The sequence below is a fragment of the Bacteroides sp. K03 genome (assembly GCF_019734355.1).
GTDB lineage: Bacteria > Bacteroidota > Bacteroidia > Bacteroidales > Bacteroidaceae > Bacteroides > Bacteroides nordii.
Genome location: NZ_JAASHC010000044.1, coordinates 1 through 25,068 on the forward strand (window position 1 = coordinate 1; position 25,068 = coordinate 25,068).

Consider the following 25,068-nt stretch of genomic DNA (forward strand, 5'->3'; position numbering starts at 1 on the left):
AAAGAGATAACTAATTGATTTATAAAGTTAATAACAAATAAAAAAGTATTCAATTATTAGGAATACAACATAGAAGTTATGCTTCTAATATTTGGAACCGGGATGTATAAAATACCTCCGAAGTAATTGAATATACTCCGGAGGTGTGAGAAGATTTGTGGAAGTATATTGCTTCCTTATTCTATTTTATTATTTGTCATCCTCTTCAAAATAGCCATATTCATGGAGTATGCCTCTACCTATTTCTTCGAGACAATCTTTGAAGAAATCTTTTACCTTTTTCATAACTTTATTCCTTTCTATTAATGTAATATATATCTAATAACAAAGGCTGGCAAAAAGAGTTTATACTTTTTATCTCTGTAATGCTTTATTTGATATGAATCAATTTAAACAATGTGAAGCTAAGGTTTGTTTATATTGTATAAATTATCAAACTAAAAAATGAAACTTATGATCTACAATTTTTTATTCCCCTCAAAGCCCAATAGTACAGGGGCATCTTTATTCTTACTTGCATTACGTATTTTCTTTGGTTTACTGTTGATGAATCACGGCATACAGAAATGGAGCAGTTATCAGGAACTATCCATAGCTTTCCCTGATCCGTTAGGTGTAGGTAGCCCGTTATCTCTGGGACTGGCTATCTTCGGAGAACTCGTTTGTTCAATGGCGTTTATCGTTGGTATATTATATCGTCTGGCTATGTTGCCTATGATTTTTACAATGGGCATGGCGTTCTTTGTAATTCATGGTAATGATGCTTTTGCAGTAAAAGAACTGGCACTCATCTATTTAGTTGTATTTATATTGATGTATATATCCGGTCCCGGCAAGTTTTCTGTCGACTATTTATTAGGAAATGAGCTTCAGAAACGAAGAAAAAATGTAAAATAGAAATTGCACCATGTTTTGTTTCTATTAATTAAAAGGTTTATATTTGCAACTGTATAAAGGACTTATAGCTATTATAAGTCTTTTATCGTTTCACAAAATAACAACTAAAAAACAGAAATTATGAAAAAAAACAGATTGACATTGGTCGCAGCTTTTGCTCTGAGCGGTACTATTTTGTTTAGCTCATGTGTAGGTTCATTTGGTTTATTTAATCGTATTTCTTCCTGGAATCAGTCGGTAGGAAATAAGTTTGTAAACGAACTTGTGTTTCTTGCACTGAACATCGTTCCGGTATATGGCGTTGCATATTTGGCGGATGCTTTGGTTATCAACTCTATTGAGTTTTGGAGCGGCTCTAACCCGATGGCAAATGCAGGAGATGTAAAGAAAGTAAAAGGCGAAAATGGCAACTATCTGGTAGAAACTTTGGAGAATGGTTATTCAATTACAAAAGAGGGTGAGAAAACTGCTATGGAACTGATCTACAACAAGGAAGCAAATACCTGGAATGTAGTAGCTAATGGTGAGAGTACCGAACTTTTGAAAATGAACAATGATGGTACAGCGCAGATGTATTTGCCTAATGGCGAGTCAATGACTGTCACTCTGGATGCTCAGGGAACTCTTGCAGCACGTCAGATGGTAATGAACGGTCTGCTGTTTGCTGCCCGTTAATTTAATGCATAAAGAAATGTCAAAAGATGAAACATGCTCTGTACAAAGAGATGTTTCATCTTTTTTATTCACTAAGTTATGAAAATACTACGAATATTCTCTCTCGTTGTTTTTATGAGTTTGGTTACTGCCTGTCAGAAACAGGTACCTCAAAGTGAAGTTGTACGCAATGCAATAGCATTCTGTGAAACCTTTTATGATCTTGATTATGCGGCTACCAAAGAATTGGTTGCTCCGGCTTCCCTCCCATATCTTAGTTATATGGCTACAAACACTACGCAGGAGCTCATTGACAAGGTAAATGCAAAAGGGCCGGTTATTGTGACTGTAATTAGTGAGCAGATGAATCCGGAAGAAGGGCATGCAACTGTTATCTGTTCAGTAAAAAATTATCTGAAAGCTGATTTCTTCAATGGTACATCTGCTATTCTTACTGAGAAACAGGATACCATTCATTTGATAAAAGAGGGTGAAAGATGGTTGGTTAAAATGGATAACCCACTGCAAAGTGGAATGCAAAATCACGACTGAACTTAGGATGAATAATGGGCCAGCGGTCTTTACCATTTTTATAAGCCGGATTGATAGCTTTCATACCTCCGTCGAAGCGTAAAACAAAGAAATCCAGATCCAAACGTAAACCTAAGCCATAAGCAACGGCAATCTGCTTATAGAATTCATTGAACTTGAATACACCGCCCGGTTGATTGGCGTAATCACGGATTGTCCAGATATTACCAGCGTCGATAAAGGCGGCTCCCTGAAATTTCCAGAACAACTTACTTCGATACTCGATGCTTGCATCCAGTTTGATGTCGCCTGACTGATTCAGGAAGTTACCATCACCGGGAAATGAACCCGGCCCTAAATCACGTACAGACCATCCGCGTACACTGTTGGCACCTCCTGAGAAGTATTGCTTCTCAAATGGAATAGTCTTTGCATTGCCATATGGAACCGCAATACCAAAACCAGCATGAAATGCCAATGAATTACGATTATCTATCCGGATATTCTTGGCAAAGTCAAAATCACCTTTCAGATACTGTGCATACGGAATGCCGAGAATGGCATATTCGCCATCATTGTTTTTTCGTATACTGATCGCTTTAGAGAATGCATATAAAATATTTCCTGCCGATTCTATATTGGCACGGATAGAATAAGAATTAGAACTGATGGTATTGTTCACCAAAGCATTTCCGGCACTGTTATAATTATAACTATAACCCATGCGTACAATAAGCCGGTTCTTATAGTTGTATTCAAAAATATGATTCTGCCCCTTGTTGATATAGTCTTCGCGAAACTTCTGGGAGATCCAGGGTAAATACAGATAACCGATATCTATTAGGTCAATACGGTGTTGTGCCCGTTGACGCTGTGTCCATTTGTAACTCCACGAAGCCGAAGCTACTGTACGTGAGAATTCCGGGCGTAGCTGGTAACTATATTGCAAACCAAACTCTGTGGTAGCACGTATTTTACGTTTAAAATCAGAATTCAGAAAAGGAAATAAGAAGCTCGGAAAGTTTATACTCGTTTCTATACCATATTCTGTGTAGTTGTTACTATGATAGTCGCCTTGCAATCCGGTAATTGCTTCATATGCACCACGAAACTTCATCATAAACGTTTCGGAACCACGAAAGAGATTCCGATGCTGGAAAGATATGGAAGCTGCTGCTCCAAGATCACCGGCAGAATTTGTTCCTTCCAATTCAAAAGAGATTGATTGATGTTTACTTTTGGTTAGCATCACATAACAATTCAGTAATGTACTGTCTCCTGCCAGAGTTTCAAAGAAACGGATATTGGTGTATTTCAATGCTGGCAGGCGTCCGAAGTTTGAGTAAGTACGTTGTACATCGCGTTCGTTATACAGATTTCCTGGAAAGAACAGTAGATTATCTGTCAATACTTTAGGTCGCAGATATAACTTATCTTTATAATAGATGGGATAACCATTGTAATGTATGGAGTCATTAATTTCAATACTACTCAATGCAGAAGACTGGAGAACATCATAGTCTGTGATAAAATTTATTTTGTTGATGTGATATTGATTATGTGCTTTGGGGGTATCAGTAGTGTGCGTTTTATAAGGTTGCAGATGTAAAGTAAGATCCACGAGATAAGTGTTACGCACGGTATCAGCAGTATATGAAATATAGTCTTTATTGAATTTATAGTATCCGTTACGCAATAGATGATCCGTTATTCGTTGCCGTTCTGCGTCCAATACATTTACGTCAAACAACATACCTTCTTTCAACAAAGTATTAGCAGAATCTTTCTGCATATACTCACCTACTTTGGGGTCACTAATGTCATATTTCAATGTACGTACAGTATAAGGCTTACCTGTAGCTACCTCATAATATAGTTTCAGTTTCTTTTTCTTTGTTTTCGTTGTACATTTAACGGAAGCACTCATATATCCCATATTTTGGACAGCTTTTGTTATTTCCTCCTGTGAGCGTTGTGCTTCGTTTTCGTTGTAAATAACCGGAGCATCTCCTATTTTACGAAGAAATTTATTGTACCATTTGCTGGAATCACGCCCTGAAAGATCATAAACATACAACTGTGTTTTTATCAGGCTAAACCATTTTGCATTGGGATTTTGACGTACATAATTACGCAGGCTGGAAGATTTTACGTCTTTGTTGTCAGTAGATACTTTAACTTCGTCCAATAAATAATAACCATCCGGCACAAACTTGGTAGCGGAACACGAAGCCAGCGTCAGAATGGCAAAAGAAAGTAACGTGTAAAGATATCCTCTCCTCATAGGGTTTTATTAGTTGCCTCAAATACCCTACAAATATAGGCGAATTTTTCTGTATGGGGAAATAATAAATGCTAATTCGCCCCTAAGAAGTTGCTACAACATCGTGGGGGCGAACTATTGGTGATTTCAATGTTTTATCTCTGACCGCCGTTTATTTCAGACGGAACATAACTGGTACGGTATATTTTACACGTACCGGTTCACCTTTTTGTGTCCCCGGTTTCCATTTCGGCATTTCATTGATCACACGCAAGGCTTCCGCATCCAATTCAGGATCAACACTGCGAATTACTTTTGCATTATCAATACTGCCATCCGTATTAACAATGAATTGTACGATAACACGACCTTGTGTTCCTTTGGTTTCAGCTCCTTTCGGATACTGTAGGTTTGCAGCCAGATAGTCCATCAGTGCCTTATTGCCTCCTTTGAATTCCGGCATTTCTTCTACCATATCGAAAACAGCATTGGCGATGTCTGCTGTATCCGGTTTGACTTCTGTCGGGATGTATTTTACTTCCACTTTTTCTTCTGTTGATTCTTCTTTGGCTGTGTTTGTACAGTTACTGAATAGAATCAACAAAGCAGTTACAGGAATAAACATGAGGTATTTGCTTCTCATGATGTTACGGGTTCTTTTTCTGTTTAACATTTTAATTCGGTTCTTTAAAGGTAATACACTAAAGTTATTATATAAATTTGCTGCAGCCAGTTGATTCTGTTTGAGACCTAAAAGATGATATTGATAAGTTTTTCTGTCGTAACCGCTCGTCACCACCTTCCTGTCGGCAAGATACTCATGGTTAATACGCATTTCGCTTCGTATGAGCCAGGCAAAAGGATTGAACCAGCAAAGAATAATTATGAGTTGTGCCAATAATATATCCGCCGAGTGAAGTTCGCGTACATGCGTCTGTTCATGTACCAATATCTCTTTTGTCTCTTTTTCATTATACATACCTGGATACACACAAATCCACTTAAAGAAAGAATAAGGCTCTTGTTTTTCTTTGGGCTGGCATATGCGGATTCCATCAATATATACTTTTTTACTATGATGAAGTATGATACAGGTTTTGCTGATTTCCAGCAATGTACGGGTTAATAAGATAATCACTCCTGCTATGTAAAGGCCTGTAAGAACTATTGTAACCAATGGAAAAGATGATGCATTATCAGCTGTTTCACTTACGATTATTATTTCGGGCAATACCTTTTGATATAGGGTGTTTACTACGCCGGTTACATTATTGTCTACTATCATCCAGGCAGAAAGATCAAACAAAGGATATGTGAATGCGATGATATAGATTAAAATCAACATCAGTCTGCGTAATCCAAAGAAGGTATCTTTACTAAACAATAATTTATAAAAGAAGTACAGCACAACTAATGCTATATTTACCTTCATGAAGTATAGAATAAAAAGTGTCATATCTCTGGTTGTTTTTAAGATTCTTCGTCTTCAATGATATTAATAAGTTCTTTCAGTTCCTTTTTGCTGATTTTACGATCTCTCACAAAAAATGAAACCATTTCTTTATAGGATCCGGTAAAATAATTACTTACCACTCCACTAAGAAAATAACGCTTGTAATCACTCTCTTTGATTATGGGATGATACTGAATAGAGTTGCCCAGTTTGAAAGGAGACAGATATTGTTTCTTCTCTAAATTACGTACTACAGATGCCACACTGGTATAAGGAGGCTTTGGGGCAGGCATTTGATTCAGTACATCTCTTATAAAACTTGGGCCTATCTTCCAAAAGTAAAGCATTACTTCTTCTTCTTGCTGTGTAAGTCTTTCCATTTTATTTTTGTTTACTACTGATAATCAGTCTACTATTTTTAAGCAAATCTACGATAATTAAGTAGATAGTATATATTTATTGGTATAAATAATGTTAATCATAAAAAAAAAGATATAGAAAAAGAATCGTGAGAAAGTGGTATATTGGAAATATCTTTATAGCTTTGCCGTAAATATCAAGTTTATATGGCACTATTAAGCAAAAATAAAATAAAGTACATTCGCTCATTGGAGCTAAAAAAGATACGTAAAGAAGAGAAAGTCTTTCTGGCTGAAGGTCCGAAACTGGTGGGTGATTTACTTGGACACCTTTCTTGTACCTTTTTGGCTGCTACTCCTTCCTGGTTACGAGAACACGCATCTGTTCAGGCAGATGAAATAGCAGAAGTTACTCTGGATGAACTATCACGTGCCAGTTTATTGAAGACTCCTCAACAGGTACTCGCCGTATTCAGGCAACCGGAATATGTTTTAAATACTTCTATTCTTCGTGATTCGCTCTGTCTTGCCCTGGATGATGTACAGGATCCGGGAAACCTGGGTACAATTATTCGTCTTGCTGATTGGTTTGGCATAGAGCATATTATTTGTTCATCTAATACAGTGGATGTTTATAATCCTAAGACGGTACAAGCTACTATGGGCGGTATAGCCCGTGTAAAAACATATTATACTCCCCTGCCCGGCTTAATTCGTTCTCTTGGTGATATTCCTGTTTACGGAACATTTCTGGATGGAAAGAATATATACGGGCAGCCATTGTCCCGTAATGGATTGATTGTAATGGGAAATGAAGGAAATGGAATTAGTAAAGAGGTGGAGGCACTAATCAATCAGAAACTATATATTCCTAACTATCCTCAGGAGAGAGAAACTTCCGAATCGCTCAATGTAGCTATTGCTACAGCAATTGTCTGCGCCGAGTTTCGGCGACAGGCTGCATCATTGTAAAATCAAAAGGAAATAAAAGATAAGCGCAGAATTTATCTTTCACCTGGGTTAGTTCTATGACGCCCGGTAACCATTCTACCGATTCTATTTCTTCGGTAAGGGGGAAGAATCTCACAACGTATTCTCCCTCCATTTCTACTACCTGTTGTTTGAGAAAACCAGTATCTGGTGCATGCAAATAATGAGAAGCAAAGCGTTTCATTTTGTTAGTTTTGAAATTTACTGTGACCGGCGGCGTTGATTCATTTGCCGTTCTTGTCTTATTTCACGTTTCTCCATTTGTATGTGCTTCTCTACTTCGAGTTGCTCCGGTTTCACCTCACGTTGCAGATTGCTGCGACGGCGATTCATCTCTTCCGGAGTCAATCTTGGCTGAGGTTGCTGATCTACTTTCTCTATTGTATCGGCTGTTTCTTTTGAAGTAACCTCTTTCACTACATCCCGCTTAAGAGAATCTGTTTTTAAGGAATCATTCAAAACCGGCAACGTATCATTAGAGTGATAACGCATGAGTGTGATACCGTCAGTCAATAAAGTATGCGGTGTCTTTTTCTTTGGATAATAGATAAATCCTTTCACTTCTTTGATAGCTCCCAACGTATCCGATTGCAGGCGGATACGCTGTATCCCCGACTCTGTTACTCGTTTGGTTTCACTAATAATACTGTCATTTTCAAATTGAATCTGCATACCCATTAATGCAAACAGGGTCGTATCCGGTTTGGCACCTTCAAGGAAATGATAACGGACTTCCCATACCAATGTATCGCGTTTCTTGAAATTAGAATCCGAGGGTAGGACAAACGTCAGTTTATTATCTATCGGCATTCCCGTTAGGCGCCTCATACGTTGCCATGCCCATACATCAATGCTGTCGCCAGGAGTAGATGTCATTGGCTTTTTGTCGCGTATAGCAATTAAGTGATTGATCGAGTTTTGTTGTGCTTTTAGCCTTTTGCTAACTCTTTCATAGACTTTGGCCAGTACTTCCGTATTACGTGTATACCATACCATAGACGAATCGAAAACAGCTTCCGTTGTACCATATTTGCTAAATACAGCATTTGTATACAATACTTTTTTATAATTCTCATTGTATGGCAAATTATCACCCATTGCTTTCGCTATATGATAATCATATAACAAATTTTCCATTGTTGCTTCCGGAAGAACTCCATCGGGTCTTTTAACCTTACAACCAACAACGAATACCACTAACAGGCATATGATATACAACCGGCACCGGAAATCTCTTTTCATGTTCTGTCTTAGTCCTTTTTTTCGTGTGAGTGATAAGACTCATTCAGATATTTACTATAAAAAAGAAGCAATGCGATGATACCACAACTGATAGCGGCATCAGCAAAATTAAAGATGGGACTAAAGAATATAAAATGCTCTCCCCCAACAAACGGTATCCATGTAGGCCAGGTAGTATCAATAATCGGGAAATAAAACATATCTACTACCTTTCCATAAAACCAGGTGGAGTATCCTCCCCCTTCGGGCATAAAACTGGCAATTTGTGAATGTGTACTCTCGTTAAACAGTACTCCATAAAATACGCTATCAATAATATTTCCCAGTGCTCCGGTAAGAATCAAAGAAACACAGACAATGTATCCCGTTTTAAATCCTCTCTTTACAATCTTATACAGATACCATCCTATCAATGCTACGGCAATAATACGGAAAGTGGTAAGGAATAGTTTTCCAAAGATCTCCATACCAAATGCCATCCCATTGTTTTCTGTAAAATAGATATAGAACCAGTTGGTAATCCGAATACTTTCGTGCCAGTACATATGGGTCTTAATCCAAATTTTAATAATCTGGTCTATAATCAGCACCGAGAAGATAACGAGCAGGGCAATTTGTCCTTTCGTGAGTAGTTTTTTCATTTTGTTGAATACAAGTTATATAAGCTACGAGCTATAAGTTACAAATTACAAGTACTTTGCAAATAACGCACAGCACATGTGATTTGTAGCTTATAGCTCGTCACTAATTTTATTTCTTGCCACTATTCTTTGCTTCAATGCTGAGTGTAGCATGAGGCACAGCACGCAGGCGCTCTGCAGGAATCAACTTTCCTGTTTCACGGCAAATACCATACGTTTTGTTTTCAATACGTACAAGAGCAGCCTGCAATCCTTGAATAAACTTCAGTTGACGTTGTGCCAAGCGAGTCGTTTCTTCTTTTGACAGTGTGTTAGCTCCTTCTTCCAGTACTTTGTATGTGGGTGATGTGTCATCAGTATCGTTTCCATCAAGCCCCATCAGACTGAGTTTCAACTGATCGTAATCACGTTGTGCCAACTCCAGTTTCTCCATTATAATGGCACGGAACTCCTCAAGTTCCGCATCCGAATATCTTGTCTTTTCTGCCATAATTTTTACTTTTTAGAGGTTATTGGTATTAGAATTATTCTTTTACTACATTGACAAATAAAGAAAAGTCATCGAAATTAAGCTCCGTAGCGTCTTTTACCTCATCTGCCAAAGTCAGGGATGTACCCAAAACTTGGTTACAAATATAATTATTATATTCTGTTACCGCATCATCTGTCTGTGGATTTTTAGAGATTGTTATCCGAATCTTGTCAGTTATTTCAAATCCACTTGATTTACGAATATTTTGAATGCGGTTCACTAATTCACGGGCAATACCTTCACGACGAAGCTCTTCAGTAACGGTAACTTCAAGAGCAACTGTCAGTTTACCTTCATTAGCAACCAGCCATCCCGGTATATCTTCACTGAAGATTTCCACATCTGACGTTTCTATCACAGCCTCTGTTCCATCCAGATTCAATGTATATTTACCATTCTTTTCCAGTTCGGCAATAGCCTCTTGTGACATTTCTGCAACAGCAGCAGCTACGGCCTTCATCTGCTTTCCAAACTTCGGACCTAGTTTTTTGAAATCACATTTTACTTTCTTCACCAATACACCGGCAGCACCATCTACAAAATTGATATCTTTTACATTCACCTCATTCATAATCAATGCTTTTACCGCTTCGATGTGAGCCTTCTGCTCCTCGTCTATTACAGGAACCATAATACATTGCAACGGTTGGCGAACTTTAATGTTTACTTTACGGCGCAATGCCAATACCATTGAAGTGACGTCCTGTGCCATTTGCATACGTGCTTCCAGCCCTTTGTCTATCATCTCTTCATTGTATTCAGGGAATTTAGCAAGGTGAATAGAAACGACATTGTCACGTCCGGTAGCAGCAATCAAGTCGCTATATAAACGATCTGCATAGAACGGGGCAATCGGTGCCATTAGTTTGGCTACTGTTTCAAGACATGTGTACAGCGTTTGATAAGCAGACAGTTTATCTTGTGTGAACTCACCTCCCCAGAAACGTTTACGGTTCAAACGAACATACCAATTAGATAGATTATCGTTCACAAAATCCGAGATCAGTCGTCCTGCTTTGGTCGGTTCGTATTCATTATAACAAGTATCCACTTCTTTAATCAGTGTATTCAGCACAGAAAGTATCCAGCGATCTATTTCCGGACGTTCTGTCATAGGTACATCTGCTTCCTTGTATTCAAATCCATCGACATTGGCGTATAACGCGAAGAATGAATATGTGTTATATAAAGTACCGAAGAATTTACGACGAACTTCTTCGATACCATCTATGTCAAACTTCAGGTTATCCCATGGCGAAGAATTCGTTATCATATACCAACGCAACGGGTCAGAACCGTATTTCTCAATTGTAGAGAACGGATCAACAGCATTGCCCAGACGTTTGGACATTTTATTGCCATTCTTATCTAATACCAGACCGTTAGAGATAACAGCTTTATAAGATATGGTATCGAATACCATTGTTGCAATAGCATGTAGTGTAAAGAACCATCCGCGTGTCTGGTCCACACCTTCTGCGATAAAATCTGCCGGATATACCTCATGGCTATCCAGCAATTCTTTATTTTCAAAAGGATAGTGAATTTGTGCATAGGGCATAGCACCTGAATCAAACCATACGTCGATAAGGTCTGTTTCACGTTTCATAGGCTTTCCGTCTTCGGATACCAGGATGATATCATCCACATATGGACGGTGCAAGTCTATTTTATCGTAATTATCATCTGTATACTGTCCCGGAACGAATCCTTTTTCTTTGTAAGGATTAGATTTCATAAATCCGGCAGCTACCGATTTCTCTATTTCATTGTATAGTTCCTCTACTGATTCAATACATATTTCACTACTGTTATCTTCCGTACGCCAGATAGGCAACGGAGTACCCCAATAACGAGAGCGGCTCAGGTTCCAGTCATTCAGATTTTCCAGCCATTTACCGAAACGTCCTGTACCGGTAGATTCCGGTTTCCAGTTGATTGTTTTGTTCAGCTCTATCATACGGTCTTTGCAGGCAGTAGAACGAATAAACCAACTATCCAGCGGGTAGTACAATACCGGTTTGTCCGTACGCCAGCAGTGCGGATAGTTGTGCACATGCTTTTCTATTTTGAATGCCAGGTTGTTGGCTTTCATCATCATGCAAATACTTACATCCAATGACTCGTCCTGCTCAGTAAGATTCGGATCATAGGCATTCTTTACGAAACGGCCTGCATATTCTTTATATAGTTCAACGTTAACCCGTTCTTTTACAAACGCTTCGTCCAGTTCATTTAAAGTATAGAATTTACCGGTAAGGTCTACCATAGGACGGAGTTCGCCTTTCTTATTGATTAACTGCAAAGGAGGAACGCCGGCTGCTTTTGCTACCTGAGCATCGTCTGCACCAAATGTCGGAGCAATATGTACGATACCTGTACCATCCTCAGTAGTTACATAATCACCCAAGATGACGCGGAATGCACCTTCACCTGGGTTAACCCATGGGATCAGTTGCTCATATTCCATACCTACAAGGTCAGTACCTTTGTATTCGGCTATCACTTTGAACGGAACCAACTTGTCCCCCGGTTTATAATCTTCAAGCTTCAGTTCAGCAGCTTTTGGATTAAAGTGAGCATTCAGTAATTGTTTTGCTAATACCACTGTGATTGGCTGGCCGGTATATGTATTGTATGATTGTACAGCTACATAATCTATCTTAGGACCTACACAAAGCGCAGTATTTGAGGGCAAAGTCCATGGCGTAGTAGTCCATGCAAGGAAGAAAGGAGTCCCCCACTCTGTCATTTCAGGTTTCGGGTTCTTCATCTTAAACTGTGCTACTACAGTCGTATCTTTCACATCGCGATAGCAACCCGGTTGGTTTAACTCGTGTGAGCTTAATCCTGTTCCGGCAGCCGGAGAATAAGGTTGAATGGTATATCCTTTGTAAAGTAGTCCCTTTTTATATAACTGTTTCAATAGCCACCACAAGGTTTCGATATAACGGTTATCATACGTGATATACGGATGTTGCATATCCACCCAATATCCCATTTTATGAGTCAGATCTTCCCATTCTTTGGTGAATTTCATCACATCTTTACGGCAAGCTGCATTATATTCGGCCACGGAAATACTCTTACCGATATCCTCTTTAGTGATACCCATCGCTTTTTCCACACCCAGCTCTACAGGCAATCCATGCGTATCCCAACCGGCTTTACGTTTTACCTGATAGCCTTTCATTGTTTTGTATCGGCAGAAAATATCTTTGATAGAGCGAGCCATCACATGGTGAATGCCCGGCATACCATTAGCTGAAGGAGGTCCTTCGTAAAATACAAACGAAGGGCAGCCTTCACGTTCTGTCATACTTTTGGCGAAAACCAGGTTTTCGTCCCATTTTTTCAATACGTCCTTATTTACCTGTGAAAGGTCGAACTGCGAATATTCGGCGAACTTCTTGCTCATGACTATAGATACGATTTTACTATTTACAATTACAGTTGGAGGTACCCTCCTTATTTTAAGGGTGCAAATGTACAAAAACATTCGTTTGCATACAAGAAAAGGCTTTTTAATTTCAATCCGGTAGAAATAGCCCTCTTGTGAAAAGACTCTAAAAAGCAGTAACCGGATAAAAACAAATCACGTTAAACCTTGTTGTAGTGGAAATTTTTAAAATTATATAGAATTATGAATTACGGTATAAGCGTGTTATTCAGAGCTATTCCATTGGCAATGGCTTTGTTATGTTTCGGCTACGGGACATTTATTTATGTATTGGGGGACGATCCTAACCGTTTGGTAGCAGGTCCTGTTGTATTTTCATTGGGTATGATTTGTATTGCACTTTTCGCTACGGCTGCTACTATCATACGTCAGATAATTCATACATATGGGCGAAATTCTCAATATGCTTTGCCTGCCATTGCCTATTTGGTTGCCGTAATTACAATCATTGGTGGTGTTGTTCTATTCACTTCCTCTGATGACTCCCATTCATTCGTTGCCGGGCATGTAGTGACCGGAGTAGGGTTAATTACAATTTGTGTGGCAACTGCTGCTACTTCTTCCACCCGTTTTTCCTTAATTCCCACCAATGCGAAAGATACCGGGCATAATGTTCCTCAGAAGGCTTTTACAGCTGGGCAAGAACGTGTATTAAAAGGAATAGTAGTTATAACGTCTGGTGTTGCCTGGATATGGGCTTTCCTTCTGTTAGGGCAGAGTGAAATACATCCCGCTTACTTCGTAGCTGGGCATGTAATGGTGGGGCTTGCTTGTATTTGTACCAGTCTGATTGCTTTGGTAGCAACTATTGCCCGTCAGGTAAGGAATGTATATTCGGTTACAGAACGTAACCGATGGCCCAAACTGGTACTGTTAATGGGGGCTATTTCTTTTATTTGGGGGGTGTTTGTTATCTTTGCCGATTCGAGCACTACAAACGGAGTAATTGGTTATATAATGATTGGATTAGGATTGGTTTGCTACAGCATTTCCAGCAAAGTAATTTTGTTGGCCAAAGTTTGGCGACATGAGTTTGCTTTATCCAGTCGTATTCCGATCATTCCTGTTCTGACAGCATTAGCATGTTTGTTTTTGGCAGCTTTTACCTTTGAATTAGGAACTATTCACGAAGATTATTTCATTCCTGCCCGTGTTTTGACTGGTTTGGGAGCTATCTGCTTTACTCTTTTTTCCATTGTTAGTATTTTGGAGAGTGGTACATCTTCTAAATAGCGAAAAATATTATTTATCTGTTAATAATGCCGGTAATCGAAGACTTTTCTTTGATTGCCGGCTTTTTATTATTTATGCGAATCATCAGTTAGATATCGGGTTCAAGGCTAAACGGATTTCAACTACTGTTGCATTATTCATAAATCCAAAGCAACTTTCATTCCCCTTTGATTTATCTATTAAATTTAATCCAAGATTGTACTTAATACAATTTAATTCTTACTTTGTACGTTTATATACATAATTTTAATTAGCTTTGTGGCGTTAAACGAAAAGCATCATGCACAAGCAATCATTATTTGCAACGTTTTACTATGCATTAGCAGTATTGTTGCAGGCAACGACAGATAATTTCCCGCTTCCTTTTTTTGCATTTCTTTTAAATGTGATTTTGGCTATGGCGTGGAGATGTCTGTTACGGTGTTTGTACAGAGAAAACAGTAAACTGATATTATCCCGTCTTTTTATTAGTATCACACATAAGTATACTTTTTTAATATTAATTGGATGCAATCTGATCATTCGTATGTTTCCTCAGTTGTCTGATGTAGATGTTGTCTTTATGTCCGTTGATTTATAAAAATCGCAATAACTAACTAAAAAAGAATGCACAATGAAAAAGAGCACAAAACTAATTATCGCATCACTGGTAGTAGTCGGTTTTCTGGCTGTCACCTATTGCGTGGTAAACAGAGCTCCATCACAGGAGCTTACTGCTGATGCACAAATGCAGGAGATTATTACCTCCGGTGGCTGTTTACGCTGTCACTCTTCCAATCCCGACCTTCCTTTTTATGCAGACTGGCCCGTTGTCAACAGCATGATTATGAAAGATGTTGCTGCTGGTTATCGAACTTTTGACATGACAGAGATGGCTGAAGCATTAAAGGCTGGTAAATCTGTTGGTAGAGTAGCTTTAGCAAAGGTAGAGAAAGTAATGATGGATGGCAAAATGCCTTTGCACCAATATTATATGGTACATTGGGGATCTGTTACCACCGATACAAAAAAAGAGATGGCACTTGCCTGGGTAAGACAACACCGTCTGGCGCATTATGCCAATGGACTTGCTGCTGCTGAGTTTGCTAATGAACCCATACGTCCCGTTGCGGATTCGTTACCGGTAGATATGAACAAAGTTATTTTGGGAGATATGCTATATCATGACACCCGTCTTTCGGCAGATAATAGCATCTCCTGTGCTTCTTGTCATGGATTGAACACTGGTGGTGTAGATAATAAGCGATATTCTGAAGGGGTCGGCGGACAATTCGGAGGTGTAAATGCACCTACCGTTTACAATGCAGCTTATAACTTCGTACAGTTCTGGGACGGACGTGCTAATACGCTTGCCGAACAAGCAGCCGGACCTCCCCTAAATCCGGTAGAGATGGCTTGTCATTCTTTTGACGAAATTATAGCTAAGTTGCAGCAAGATGTTAACTTCACAAAAGCTTTTACGGAAGTATATCCGGAAGGTTATTCAGAGAAGAATATAACCAATGCTATCGAAGAGTTTGAGAAGACATTGCTTACTCCCAACTCTCGTTTTGACCGTTATCTGAAGGGCGAGAAGAGTGCAATCAACGATACAGAACTGACTGGATATGAGCTTTTCAAAAAGTACGACTGTGCAACATGTCATGTCGGTGAAACTCTTGGTGGACAATCTTATGAGCTGATGGGAGTGAAAAGAGATTATTTCGCTGATCGCGGATTGGAAATGACTGAAGAGGACAACGGGCGCTTCAAACAGACTAAAGCAGATCGTGACAAACACCGTTTTAAAGTTCCCGGTTTGAGAAACATAGCCCTAACAGCTCCTTATTTCCATGATGGAAGTATGAAAACAATGAAAGATGCTGTTGACTATATGGCGAAATATCAAGTAGATGCTATCTTATCTGATGGAGAGTTAGACGAGATTGTAGCATTTCTGGAAACTCTTACAGGAGAATATAAGGGTAAACCTTTGACTAATGATAATAGTAAGGAACTATAGATTCCGGACTCTTACAAATAATAAGGGGATGTATTGTTCACAATGCATCCCCTTATTTATTACTTCTATATGAATGGATTAGTTACGAGGCAAAGCTTCTTTTACTACCATTGCACGACCTTCATATTCAGCACCGTTCAGTTCTGAAATTACATGCTTAGCTTCATCGTCGTTAGGCATTTCTACAAATGCGAATCCTTTAGATTTACGAGTGTCACGGTCGATGATCAGTTTTACTGAATCTACTGTTCCATACTCTTCCATTACCTGTCTCAGATCTGCTTCCTTAACACGATAGCTAAGGTTTCCAATGTACATGTTCATAAAATACAAAAAATAAAAATTGATAAATAAATTTAGAAACAAGAGAGGTTTGAAATTAAATCCGGATTCAACTGATTAGGTAGAAAATAGAGTATAATAAAACGATCAATTGTTTTCGGCGCAAATAACGTCATAATATTTGGAATATCAACTATAAAAGGGCATTTATTTTTCAATAAACACCCTTTTTCATATTTTAGTATCTCTTTTTATTAATGCTTGCTCAGGTAGTCAGCTACTCCGTTTTCGGTTGCACTCATAGCATCCTTGCCTTTAGACCAGTTAGCCGGACAAACTTCACCGTATTCTTCAAAATGCTGCAACGCATCTACCATACGTAATACTTCATCTACATTGCGTCCTAATGGGAGGTCGTTGATAACACAATGACGAACAATACCTTCTTTGTCAATTAAAAACAATCCACGGAAAGCTACCGGAGCCCCATCACATACCCAATTGCCATTTTCATCGGGAGCATAACTTCCAGCCAGTACTCCATAGCTCTCAGAGATTGATTTAGAGAAATCGGATACAATAGGATATTTCACCCCCTGAATACCTCCTTCATTCTTCGGCATTTGCAGCCAGGAGTAATGTGAGTATTCGGAGTCCACTGAGCAACCTACCAAGGCAACATTCCGTTTTTCAAATTCGGCAAATTTTTCCTGGAAAGCATGCAGTTCGGTAGGACATACAAATGTAAAATCCATCGGATAGAAGAAAAATACTACATACTTTTTACCCTTATATCGGTCCAGTGAGAAATTCGGAACGATTTCATGCCCATTGATTACTGCCGTGGCATTGAATTTCGGCGCTTGTTTTCCAATTAATGATCTCATAATTATCTTCTGTTTTAGATGTTATTTAATGATTACCGGAAAAACAAAGTACACCGGTCTTTGTTCGTAAAACAAAGATTAACGATACATAATATTTCTCTATTTAGCATGAAAACACATTCATAAACTATTGAATATCAACGGTTATAAAAGTACGTACTTTGTACATATAAACTATGCATTTTAAGTATGTGTTAATAACCTAATTAACGCATACTTAAAATGCATAGTCTATATATAAAAGAACCTATATATTAAATTCCTTTTTTTCTATCTTTCCAAAGTTTACTCATATCTTCCAGAGTTTTACCTTTCGTCTCTGGTACCCAGCGTCCTACAAAGATAGCGGCAATTACACAGATAATTCCGTAAAGGCTGTATGCAAACATCGGACTGAAATCGTAGAGTGCAGGGAAGGTAGAGGATATAATATAGTTGAATATCCATTGGAATGCCACTGCAATGGCAACTGCTTTGCCACGGATTGTATTCGGAAAGATTTCTGAAATCAATACCCAGCAGATAGGCCCCCATGACATCATAAAGAAAGCTGCGTAAACGATAACGGATACTACCGGGAAGATACCTTTAATAGCCATACTATCACACAAAGCTACAGCAAAAGCCCCGAATGCCATACCGATGGAACCAATAATAAGCAGTGGTTTACGGCCAAACTTATCTACAGTAAAGATGGCAACCAATGTGAAGATGATATTTACAATACCCATGATGACCGTTTGCATCATACCCCCACCCTCAGCACCGGCATTTTCAAAAATACGCGGAGCATAGTATAGTACAGCATTAATACCGATAGCCTGTTGGAATACAGAAAGCAGAATTCCTATTACGATTACTGCAACACCATAAGTAAATAGTTTCTCTGTCTTCTCTTGAGAAGTGGCTTTGATTTCTGCTAATATTTCTTTTGCTTTCGAAGCACCATTTACTTTCTCCAGGATAGAGTATGCTTTCTGATCTTGATCTATCATCACCAGATAACGCGGAGTTTTGGGAACGAAGAATAGCAGCAGGCCGAACATGGCTGCCGGGAATGCCTCAGAGCCAAACATGTAACGCCATCCTTCATATACAGTCCACATATCAGACTCGCTACTGACAGAAAGAACACCTGTCATTCCGTCTTTATTGATGATCGGATTCTGATGATCGCCTATAATAAGATAGTTAACGAAATATACCACCAGCATACCGAAGATAATGGCAAACTGGTTACAGGAAACCAATGTTCCGCGAATATTGGACGGAGCGATTTCGGCAATGTACATCGGACATACAGCGGATGCCAGTCCTACTCCGATACCTCCTAAAACACGGTACAGGTTGAATGCAATAAGTAGATTCATATCAGCCTTACCGTATTCAAAAAACAAAAATTCGGGATAGTAAGAACCTAATGCAGAAAGAAAGAAAAGTACAGCTGCCAGTCGTAATGAGTTACGGCGTCCTAGTCGGGAAGCAAAGACTCCGGATAATGCCCCCCCCAGCACACAACCTATCAAAGCACTTGAAGAAGTGATACCGTGCATAACCTTGTCATACTGAAAATCGGTGGCAGTAAGGAAGAAGGCTTCAAGCCCTTTTTCTGCCCCTGAGATCACTGCGGTGTCATAACCAAACAGCAATCCGCCCAGAATGGCTACTGATGTTATGGAATATAGGTAGAGTTTGCTACCTTCATTTGTATTATTCATAATAAATAGTGATAAGTGAGTAGTGATTAGTGATAAGTAAGTAGTGATAAGTGAGTGGTGATAAGTGAGTGGTGATAAGTGAGTAGCTGCTATGCGATACATACCGCATGGCACTAATCACTTATCACTAAAAAACTCATCACTATTAACAATACATCGCTACGATTGCTTCATACAATTCTTGCTTGCCGCTGGTTTGCTTGGGTTCGCCGTTTGTTTTAGCATATGAAACCAGATCTTCCAGGGACAGTTTACCATCTTCAAATTCTTTACCCTTACCGGTATCAAATGAGGCATAACGATCAGCAAGCATCTTCTTGTATGGAGACTCATTCAGCAGATTGGCTGCACTTTCCAGAGCACGGGCCATAGCATCCATACCGGCAATGTGAGCTATAAAGATGTCTTCCAGATCGGTAGAGTTACGACGGGTTTTGGCGTCAAAGTTTGTGCCTCCATTACCTAATCCGTCATTACGGATAATCTGCATCATAGCCTGTGTCAGTTCATAGTTGTCGATAGGGAACTGGTCTGTATCCCAACCATTCTGATAGTCACCACGATTGGCGTCAATAGAACCCAGCATACCATTGTCAACTGCTACTGCCAGTTCGTGTTCAAAAGTATGACCTGCCAATGTTGCATGGTTTACTTCGATATTTACCTTAAAGTCTTTATCCAACCCATGAGCTTTCAAGAAGCCGATCACTGTTTCGGTATCTACATCGTATTGGTGTTTGGTAGGTTCCATTGGTTTGGGTTCAATCAGGAAAGTACCTTTGAAACCACGTGCACGGGCATAGTCACGGGCTATCATCAGCATCTGAGCGAGATGTTCTTTTTCACGTTTCTGATCTGTATTCAATAGTGACATATAGCCTTCGCGTCCACCCCAGAATACATAATTAGAACCACCTAATTCGATCGTTGCATCAATTGCATTCTTAATCTGAACAGCAGCACGAGCCACTACATCAAAATCCGGATTGGTCGCTGCACCATTCATATAACGTGCATGACCAAATACGTTGGCAGTACCCCACAACAGTTTGATACCTGTTTCTGCCTGTTTCTGTTTAGCATAAGCGACAATTTCCTTCAGGTTAGCTTCATATTCTTCAATTGTATCAGCTTCTGTCACCAGGTCTACATCATGGAAACAGTAATATTCGATACCCATTTTTTGCATGAATTCAAAGCCTGCATCCATTTTGTTTTTGGCAGCCTGAACAGGATTATTTTCGCCATTCCATGGGAACTGTTTTGTTCCACCACCAAACTGATCACCACCTTCCGCACAGAGTGTATGCCACCATGCCATGGCGAATTTCAGCCAGTCTTTCATTTTCTTACCATTGATCACCTTTTCAGCATCGTAGTAGCGGAATGCCATTGGGTTCTTACTATCTTTACCTTCAAATTTAATTTTTTCAATTCCGGGGAAATACTCTTTTGTTGCCATAATTTAAATTAATTGATTGTGTAACTGATATATATATACTGATTATACATCGGTTACAAGGTTTATACTTTGTTTTTTTAGATTATTTATTCATTGATTGTTCCAGACAGAATTTCCATCTTTCATAAGCCTCTGCATACTCTTGTTGTTTGGCAGTATCGGGTTCAATCACTTCCAGTTTATCCAATGTGGCAAATGCTTCATTGTTATCCTTGTAAATACCTGCTCCGATACCGGCTCCTTTGGCTGCCCCTACCGATCCGTCCGTATCATAAAGTTCGATGATAGCTCCTGTTACGCCTGCCAGGGTAGTACGGAAGACAGGGCTTAAAAACATATTGGCCTGTCCTGCATGGATTTTTTGTACCGGGATGCCCATTTGCCCCATAATATCAATACCATATTTGAACGAGAATACTATCCCCTCCTGGGCTGCACGGATTATATGTTGCTTGCCATGTGCATTGAAGTCCAGACCGCGGATGCTGCAACCTATTTCTTTGTTACATAACATACGTTCGGCACCATTGCCAAAAGGAAGTATACTAAGCCCGGCACTACCAATGGGAGCTGTTGCAGCCAATACGTTCATATCATTATATGAAATACCTTCGGGAGCGACATTGCGTTTTACCCACGAATTGAGAATACCGGTTCCGTTGATACAGAGTAATACTCCGAGACGGGTCTGGCTGGCACTGTGATTAACGTGTGCAAAGGTATTGACACGTGATTGAGGATCATAATTTACTTCACCATTTACTCCATATACCACGCCGGATGTTCCCGCTGTAGATGCAATTTCACCCGGATTGAATACATTCAGTGAAAGAGCATTGTTGGGTTGGTCACCTGCTCGATAAGTGATAGGTGTACCTTCTTTCAAACCCAGTTCGTTTGCAGCAGCTGCACTTACACGTCCCTGTTCTGTAAAAGTCGGTTTAACATCAGCAATCAGCGATTCATCAAAACCGTAATATTTCATCAGGAAATCGGCTAACCGGTTGTTTTTGAAGTCCCAGAATATACCTTCGGAGAGCCCTTCTACAGTTGTACAGATGTCTCCGCTCAATTTCATTGCGATGTAATCACCCGGAAGCATTATTTTATAAATCTGCTCATAGACAGCCGGTTCATTTTTTTTGATCCACGCCAGTTTGGATGCTGTAAAGTTGCCCGGAGAGTTTAATAAGTGAGAAAGGCAAAGTTCTTCTCCGAGGGTTTCAAAGGCTTTCTGTCCATAGGGAACAGCACGCGAATCACACCAGATAATAGCAGGACGAAGTACTTTCTGATTCTTGTCAACACATACCAGTCCGTGCATTTGGTAAGAGATGCCAATCGCTTTAATATCAGTAGCGTCTATACCCGATTCTGCCAGGATGGCTTGTGTGGAAAGTTTTAAATTCTCCCACCAGTTCTCCGGATTTTGTTCTGCCCATCCGGAATGAACAGCAATAATAGCAGCTTCTGTTTTTGGAAAAAATGCCGAAGCTATGCACTTGCCTGTTTCAGCATTTACAAGGCTCGCCTTCACTGACGAACTACCTATGTCATAACCTAATAGATACATGATGTTATTTACGATTTAACGATTTACAATTTACGATTGGAGAATCTTTTAATTTATAATTTCCCCCTACCGTCTTATTTTGTTGTATACTTTTTTGTCGAATTTGTAGTAGCGGGCGGCACGGTGGGCAACGCCTTGCTGTTTTTCTTCGAGAGGAACGACATATTCCATTAGGGCTATTTTCTTATGGAAATTGCGCACATCTACCGGTTTGTCGTATACTAATTCAAAGAGTATACGTAGTTGAGAAGCTGTGAATTTTCGTGGTAACAGATCGAAAAGCATTGAGGGATTGAATTCTACCACCTGACGGATATAGGTCAACGCTTCATTAATGATAAGATTATGGTCAAAAGCCAGTACCTTTATATCTTTTAAAGCTACCCAGCATGCCTGATGTTCATCTAAACTCTTATCCAGTGCCCGGTCTATTTTCACCATTGATAAATAGGCAATGGTCACAATGCGTTCTACTCTCGACTGCATGGCACGTTCCAACCAGTGTACATCTTTAGGATTACTTGTCCTGTTTTTAGAGCCAAAAGCTTTGAACTGCATCAGATTTACATTTTTGATACCTGTCAGTTCACATAATACACGTTGTGCAGCTTCGTCCAGATCTTCATCCATATAAATCAGACTTCCGGGGAGTTTCATATCATGGTATATTTCACCGTTCTCCTCTCCCATTCGTTTTACTAACAGTACTTTTAATTGTTCGCCGTCAAAACCAATCACCACACAGTCCACTGAGATGTGATTGTTTGCCAATGGGGCTTGTTGCTGTATATTTTGCATATCACTTGTTTTTTGAACGATGCAAATATAGAGGCTGTTTTTGTTTTTATAAATAGAAAACTGTATGTTCTAAAACATTGTTTTCCAAATATATACATATCTTCCATTTTACAGTAACTGCAAATTGTCTTATCATATAAATTACAATATGTATTTTGGGCTTTACAGAAGATTAGTAATTGTATAAAGTACACAAACTACAGATGCCTTTATTTTCAGTTAGTTTCGTCGGTTTATTTCTGTATATGGGAAAAGAGACTTATTGTATTTTATACGATATACCAATTTGTATTTGTGGAAAGGATATGAGGAGGATATTATTAGATTGTTAAAAAAGGATAAAGAGAGAAGGCCCCCTGTTCTATTTGATAATCCGGAAATGCAATATAACAGGGATGAACGCAAATTAGCGCAGATTAAATGTCACCTGCGCTAATTCCTGTTCATCCCTGTTTTAATTCCCATACGGGAAGTACTCAATATTAAAATACAGGCATTTCAACTCTTGTGACTTGTTCTGCTTCCAGTACATCCGGATTACTATAGTAATATTCTATGGATGAACCGGAAGCTTTATATCCATTCAATTTTATCCATTCCGTCATCTCATTATAAAGAGCAGCCAGTTCATTATATGATCCTCTATGCAGGCAGGAGACTATTTTACGTGCAGGTACTATCACTGATTTTATATCTTCTTTACCTTGCAGCCTTCCGGATGATTTAAGGCCAATGATCATTCTGATGTCCTGTTCAGTTAAGCTTTCATAGTGGGGATACTCAACAAAAGGAATATCTGTTGTAACTTCATTTTGCTCTTTAAACAGAGAATCTATTTTAATAAAGTTATCTCCGATCGCTTTAGTCATTCCATTCATATCTGTATGTACTTCGACTATCAATACCGGTTGCTCCGGTTGTTGTAACAACATTATTTCTGAAATCCTTGCCATAATGGTGAATCTTTATTTCTTTGTAATTGGTATATATATGTCTGTTATTAGCTCCGTTTTTGTTGTTGCAGATGAATGATTCGTGTATATTTCGAAGCTTAAAGTATTCTGAGGACGATATCTGCTTGCGGGGAACCACTCTTCATAAATGATTCGGTAGGACTCATATAGTGAAGAATAGTCTCCGGTATGTCTGAATATTGCATAACGCCCGCCAGGTATTTCCATTATCCCGGAATTTAAATCTGTTTTTTTATCATTACATAAGGTTATACCCAAATAGAAACGACATTTTTCTTCAGGAGTGATGGATGGATCATCCATGCTTAGACTTACAAATCTGCGATCCTTTCCGTCTATATTGTATCGTTTAGCATGATGTATAAGTTTATCCCAGATCAACCTGTACCGAAACTTATCTTTGTAAGCTTCGCCCACTTCGATACAGAATATCTTAATGGGGTTGAGAGTCTTTATTTCAGGAAAGATCACTGTGTTTTGCTCATTACCTGCCTGTTTATACTTTTCCCTGTATTGGGATGCAGATATACCAAAATGTTTTTTGAATGCCTTAGCAATGCTGAATTTGGTCTGATAATTCGTATGTTCCAGTATTTGATTTATGGTATAGTCTGTTGATATTAACAGATGTGCTATGTGTTCTATGCGTAGGCGTTGTATGTAACTTCCGATATTTTCTCCTGTCACTGCCTGAAAAACTCTTCTGAAATGGTATTTGGACAAGCCACTTATCGCACAAAGTATATCCGTATCTATTCTGTCAAACAGATGATTGTTAATGTGAATGATAACATTCTGAATTGTTTGATGATGAACATTATTTGTTTCCTGCTTTTGTCGCCAGCGATTCAATGCAGGCAAACGTTTGTTTAAGATTTCCCTTAGTTCTTCCGGAGAATATGCAGTATTTGCATAGCCATTGTACTTATCTGTGTATTTTATCCAGATATCAATCATCTCCTGCATGGATATATCAACGGTATATTTTCCGTCCTTCAGGCAATAGTAACAAAACTGATCGCTTCTGGAATTATCGGAATTAGTACCTAACCACTCTTCTACATCGAAACGAAGTGGCATTCCGCAACTTTGGCAATATCTTTTATTTATAACCATT

At 39.1% G+C, this 25,068-nt stretch carries 22 protein-coding genes; 6 read left to right on the forward strand and 16 right to left on the reverse strand.

What is annotated here, in order from left to right; genetic code table 11:
- Positions 1–453: 453 nt before the first annotated feature.
- The 3 genes from HCG69_RS19660 (at position 454) to HCG69_RS19670 (ending at position 2,103) form a co-directional block, all read left to right on the forward strand.
- Positions 454–897 carry a DoxX family protein gene (locus HCG69_RS19660; RefSeq protein WP_221651426.1) on the forward strand — a complete coding sequence of 148 codons (444 nt, stop codon included), beginning with the start codon at positions 454–456 and terminating at the stop codon, positions 895–897.
- A gap of 120 nt (positions 898–1,017) precedes the next feature.
- A complete protein-coding gene (locus tag HCG69_RS19665) occupies positions 1,018–1,572 on the forward strand; it encodes a DUF3332 domain-containing protein (RefSeq protein ID WP_002560268.1) in 555 nt (184 codons plus the stop codon).
- A 78-nt stretch (positions 1,573–1,650) separates the two neighbouring features.
- Positions 1,651–2,103: a hypothetical protein gene (locus HCG69_RS19670; protein WP_221651427.1), complete on the forward strand. Its 453-nt coding sequence runs from the start codon at positions 1,651–1,653 to the stop codon at positions 2,101–2,103.
- Here the strand turns inward: HCG69_RS19670 and HCG69_RS19675 are convergent.
- The 3 genes from HCG69_RS19675 to HCG69_RS19685 all read right to left on the reverse strand — a co-directional run bounded on the left by HCG69_RS19675 (position 2,057) and on the right by HCG69_RS19685 (position 6,178).
- Positions 2,057–4,366: a BamA/TamA family outer membrane protein gene (locus HCG69_RS19675; RefSeq protein ID WP_221651428.1), complete on the reverse strand. Its 2,310-nt coding sequence runs from the start codon at positions 4,364–4,366 to the stop codon at positions 2,057–2,059. The genes HCG69_RS19670 and HCG69_RS19675 overlap by 47 nt on opposite strands.
- Before the next feature lie 151 nt (positions 4,367–4,517).
- On the reverse strand, positions 4,518–5,801 hold the full coding sequence (locus tag HCG69_RS19680; protein ID WP_221651429.1) for a TonB family protein: 1,284 nt from the start codon (positions 5,799–5,801) through the stop codon (positions 4,518–4,520).
- A gap of 14 nt (positions 5,802–5,815) precedes the next feature.
- Positions 5,816–6,178: a BlaI/MecI/CopY family transcriptional regulator gene (locus tag HCG69_RS19685; protein WP_002560272.1), complete on the reverse strand. Its 363-nt coding sequence runs from the start codon at positions 6,176–6,178 to the stop codon at positions 5,816–5,818.
- A 186-nt stretch (positions 6,179–6,364) separates the two neighbouring features.
- Here HCG69_RS19685 and HCG69_RS19690 point away from each other — a divergent pair, with 186 nt between their 5' ends.
- Complete coding sequence (locus tag HCG69_RS19690; RefSeq protein ID WP_221651430.1) at positions 6,365–7,129, forward strand: RNA methyltransferase; 765 nt, start codon at positions 6,365–6,367, stop codon at positions 7,127–7,129.
- Here HCG69_RS19690 and HCG69_RS19695 read toward each other — a convergent pair.
- The 5 genes from HCG69_RS19695 to ileS all read right to left on the reverse strand — a co-directional run bounded on the left by HCG69_RS19695 (position 7,080) and on the right by ileS (position 12,980).
- On the reverse strand, positions 7,080–7,331 hold the full coding sequence (locus HCG69_RS19695) for a hypothetical protein (RefSeq protein WP_221651431.1): 252 nt from the start codon (positions 7,329–7,331) through the stop codon (positions 7,080–7,082). The two genes, HCG69_RS19690 and HCG69_RS19695, sit on opposite strands and share 50 nt — an antisense overlap.
- Positions 7,332–7,348: 17 nt before the next feature.
- Positions 7,349–8,389, reverse strand: coding sequence for a DUF4296 domain-containing protein (locus HCG69_RS19700; RefSeq protein WP_221651432.1), 1,041 nt, complete (start codon positions 8,387–8,389; stop codon positions 7,349–7,351).
- Between the two features lie 8 nt (positions 8,390–8,397).
- Positions 8,398–9,030 carry a lipoprotein signal peptidase gene (locus HCG69_RS19705; RefSeq protein ID WP_221651433.1) on the reverse strand — a complete coding sequence of 211 codons (633 nt, stop codon included), beginning with the start codon at positions 9,028–9,030 and terminating at the stop codon, positions 8,398–8,400.
- A 109-nt stretch (positions 9,031–9,139) separates the two neighbouring features.
- Complete coding sequence (locus HCG69_RS19710; RefSeq protein WP_002560277.1) at positions 9,140–9,520, reverse strand: TraR/DksA C4-type zinc finger protein; 381 nt, start codon at positions 9,518–9,520, stop codon at positions 9,140–9,142.
- Positions 9,521–9,554: 34 nt separating this feature from the next.
- The gene (ileS, locus tag HCG69_RS19715) at positions 9,555–12,980 is read right to left on the reverse strand and encodes an isoleucine--tRNA ligase (RefSeq protein WP_221651434.1); all 3,426 of its coding nucleotides are present in this window, start codon (positions 12,978–12,980) and stop codon (positions 9,555–9,557) included.
- Positions 12,981–13,205: 225 nt separating this feature from the next.
- Here ileS and HCG69_RS19720 point away from each other — a divergent pair, with 225 nt between their 5' ends.
- A complete protein-coding gene (locus HCG69_RS19720) occupies positions 13,206–14,255 on the forward strand; it encodes a DUF2776 domain-containing protein (RefSeq protein ID WP_221651435.1) in 1,050 nt (349 codons plus the stop codon).
- A 613-nt stretch (positions 14,256–14,868) separates the two neighbouring features.
- Complete coding sequence (locus HCG69_RS19725) at positions 14,869–16,257, forward strand: cytochrome c peroxidase (RefSeq protein WP_221651436.1); 1,389 nt, start codon at positions 14,869–14,871, stop codon at positions 16,255–16,257.
- A 78-nt stretch (positions 16,258–16,335) separates the two neighbouring features.
- On the opposite strand, the gene HCG69_RS19730 is transcribed toward HCG69_RS19725, so the two are convergent.
- The 8 genes from HCG69_RS19730 to HCG69_RS19765 all read right to left on the reverse strand — a co-directional run bounded on the left by HCG69_RS19730 (position 16,336) and on the right by HCG69_RS19765 (position 25,067).
- Positions 16,336–16,581, reverse strand: a complete 246-nt coding sequence (locus tag HCG69_RS19730) for an RNA-binding protein (RefSeq protein WP_002560282.1) — start codon at positions 16,579–16,581, stop codon at positions 16,336–16,338.
- A gap of 212 nt (positions 16,582–16,793) precedes the next feature.
- Positions 16,794–17,426: a peroxiredoxin gene (locus HCG69_RS19735; RefSeq protein ID WP_002560283.1), complete on the reverse strand. Its 633-nt coding sequence runs from the start codon at positions 17,424–17,426 to the stop codon at positions 16,794–16,796.
- A 254-nt stretch (positions 17,427–17,680) separates the two neighbouring features.
- Complete coding sequence (gene xylE, locus HCG69_RS19740) at positions 17,681–19,144, reverse strand: D-xylose transporter XylE (RefSeq protein WP_221651437.1); 1,464 nt, start codon at positions 19,142–19,144, stop codon at positions 17,681–17,683.
- 145 nt (positions 19,145–19,289) lie between these two features.
- Positions 19,290–20,606, reverse strand: a complete 1,317-nt coding sequence (xylA, locus tag HCG69_RS19745; protein ID WP_221651438.1) for a xylose isomerase — start codon at positions 20,604–20,606, stop codon at positions 19,290–19,292.
- A gap of 82 nt (positions 20,607–20,688) precedes the next feature.
- Positions 20,689–22,179, reverse strand: a complete 1,491-nt coding sequence (locus HCG69_RS19750) for a xylulokinase (protein ID WP_221651439.1) — start codon at positions 22,177–22,179, stop codon at positions 20,689–20,691.
- A gap of 66 nt (positions 22,180–22,245) precedes the next feature.
- Positions 22,246–22,977, reverse strand: coding sequence for an NUDIX domain-containing protein (locus tag HCG69_RS19755; RefSeq protein ID WP_002560287.1), 732 nt, complete (start codon positions 22,975–22,977; stop codon positions 22,246–22,248).
- 482 nt (positions 22,978–23,459) lie between these two features.
- Positions 23,460–23,930, reverse strand: coding sequence for a GyrI-like domain-containing protein (locus HCG69_RS19760; RefSeq protein ID WP_221651440.1), 471 nt, complete (start codon positions 23,928–23,930; stop codon positions 23,460–23,462).
- 12 nt (positions 23,931–23,942) lie between these two features.
- Complete coding sequence (locus HCG69_RS19765; protein ID WP_221651441.1) at positions 23,943–25,067, reverse strand: GyrI-like domain-containing protein; 1,125 nt, start codon at positions 25,065–25,067, stop codon at positions 23,943–23,945.
- Position 25,068: the final 1 nt, after the last annotated feature.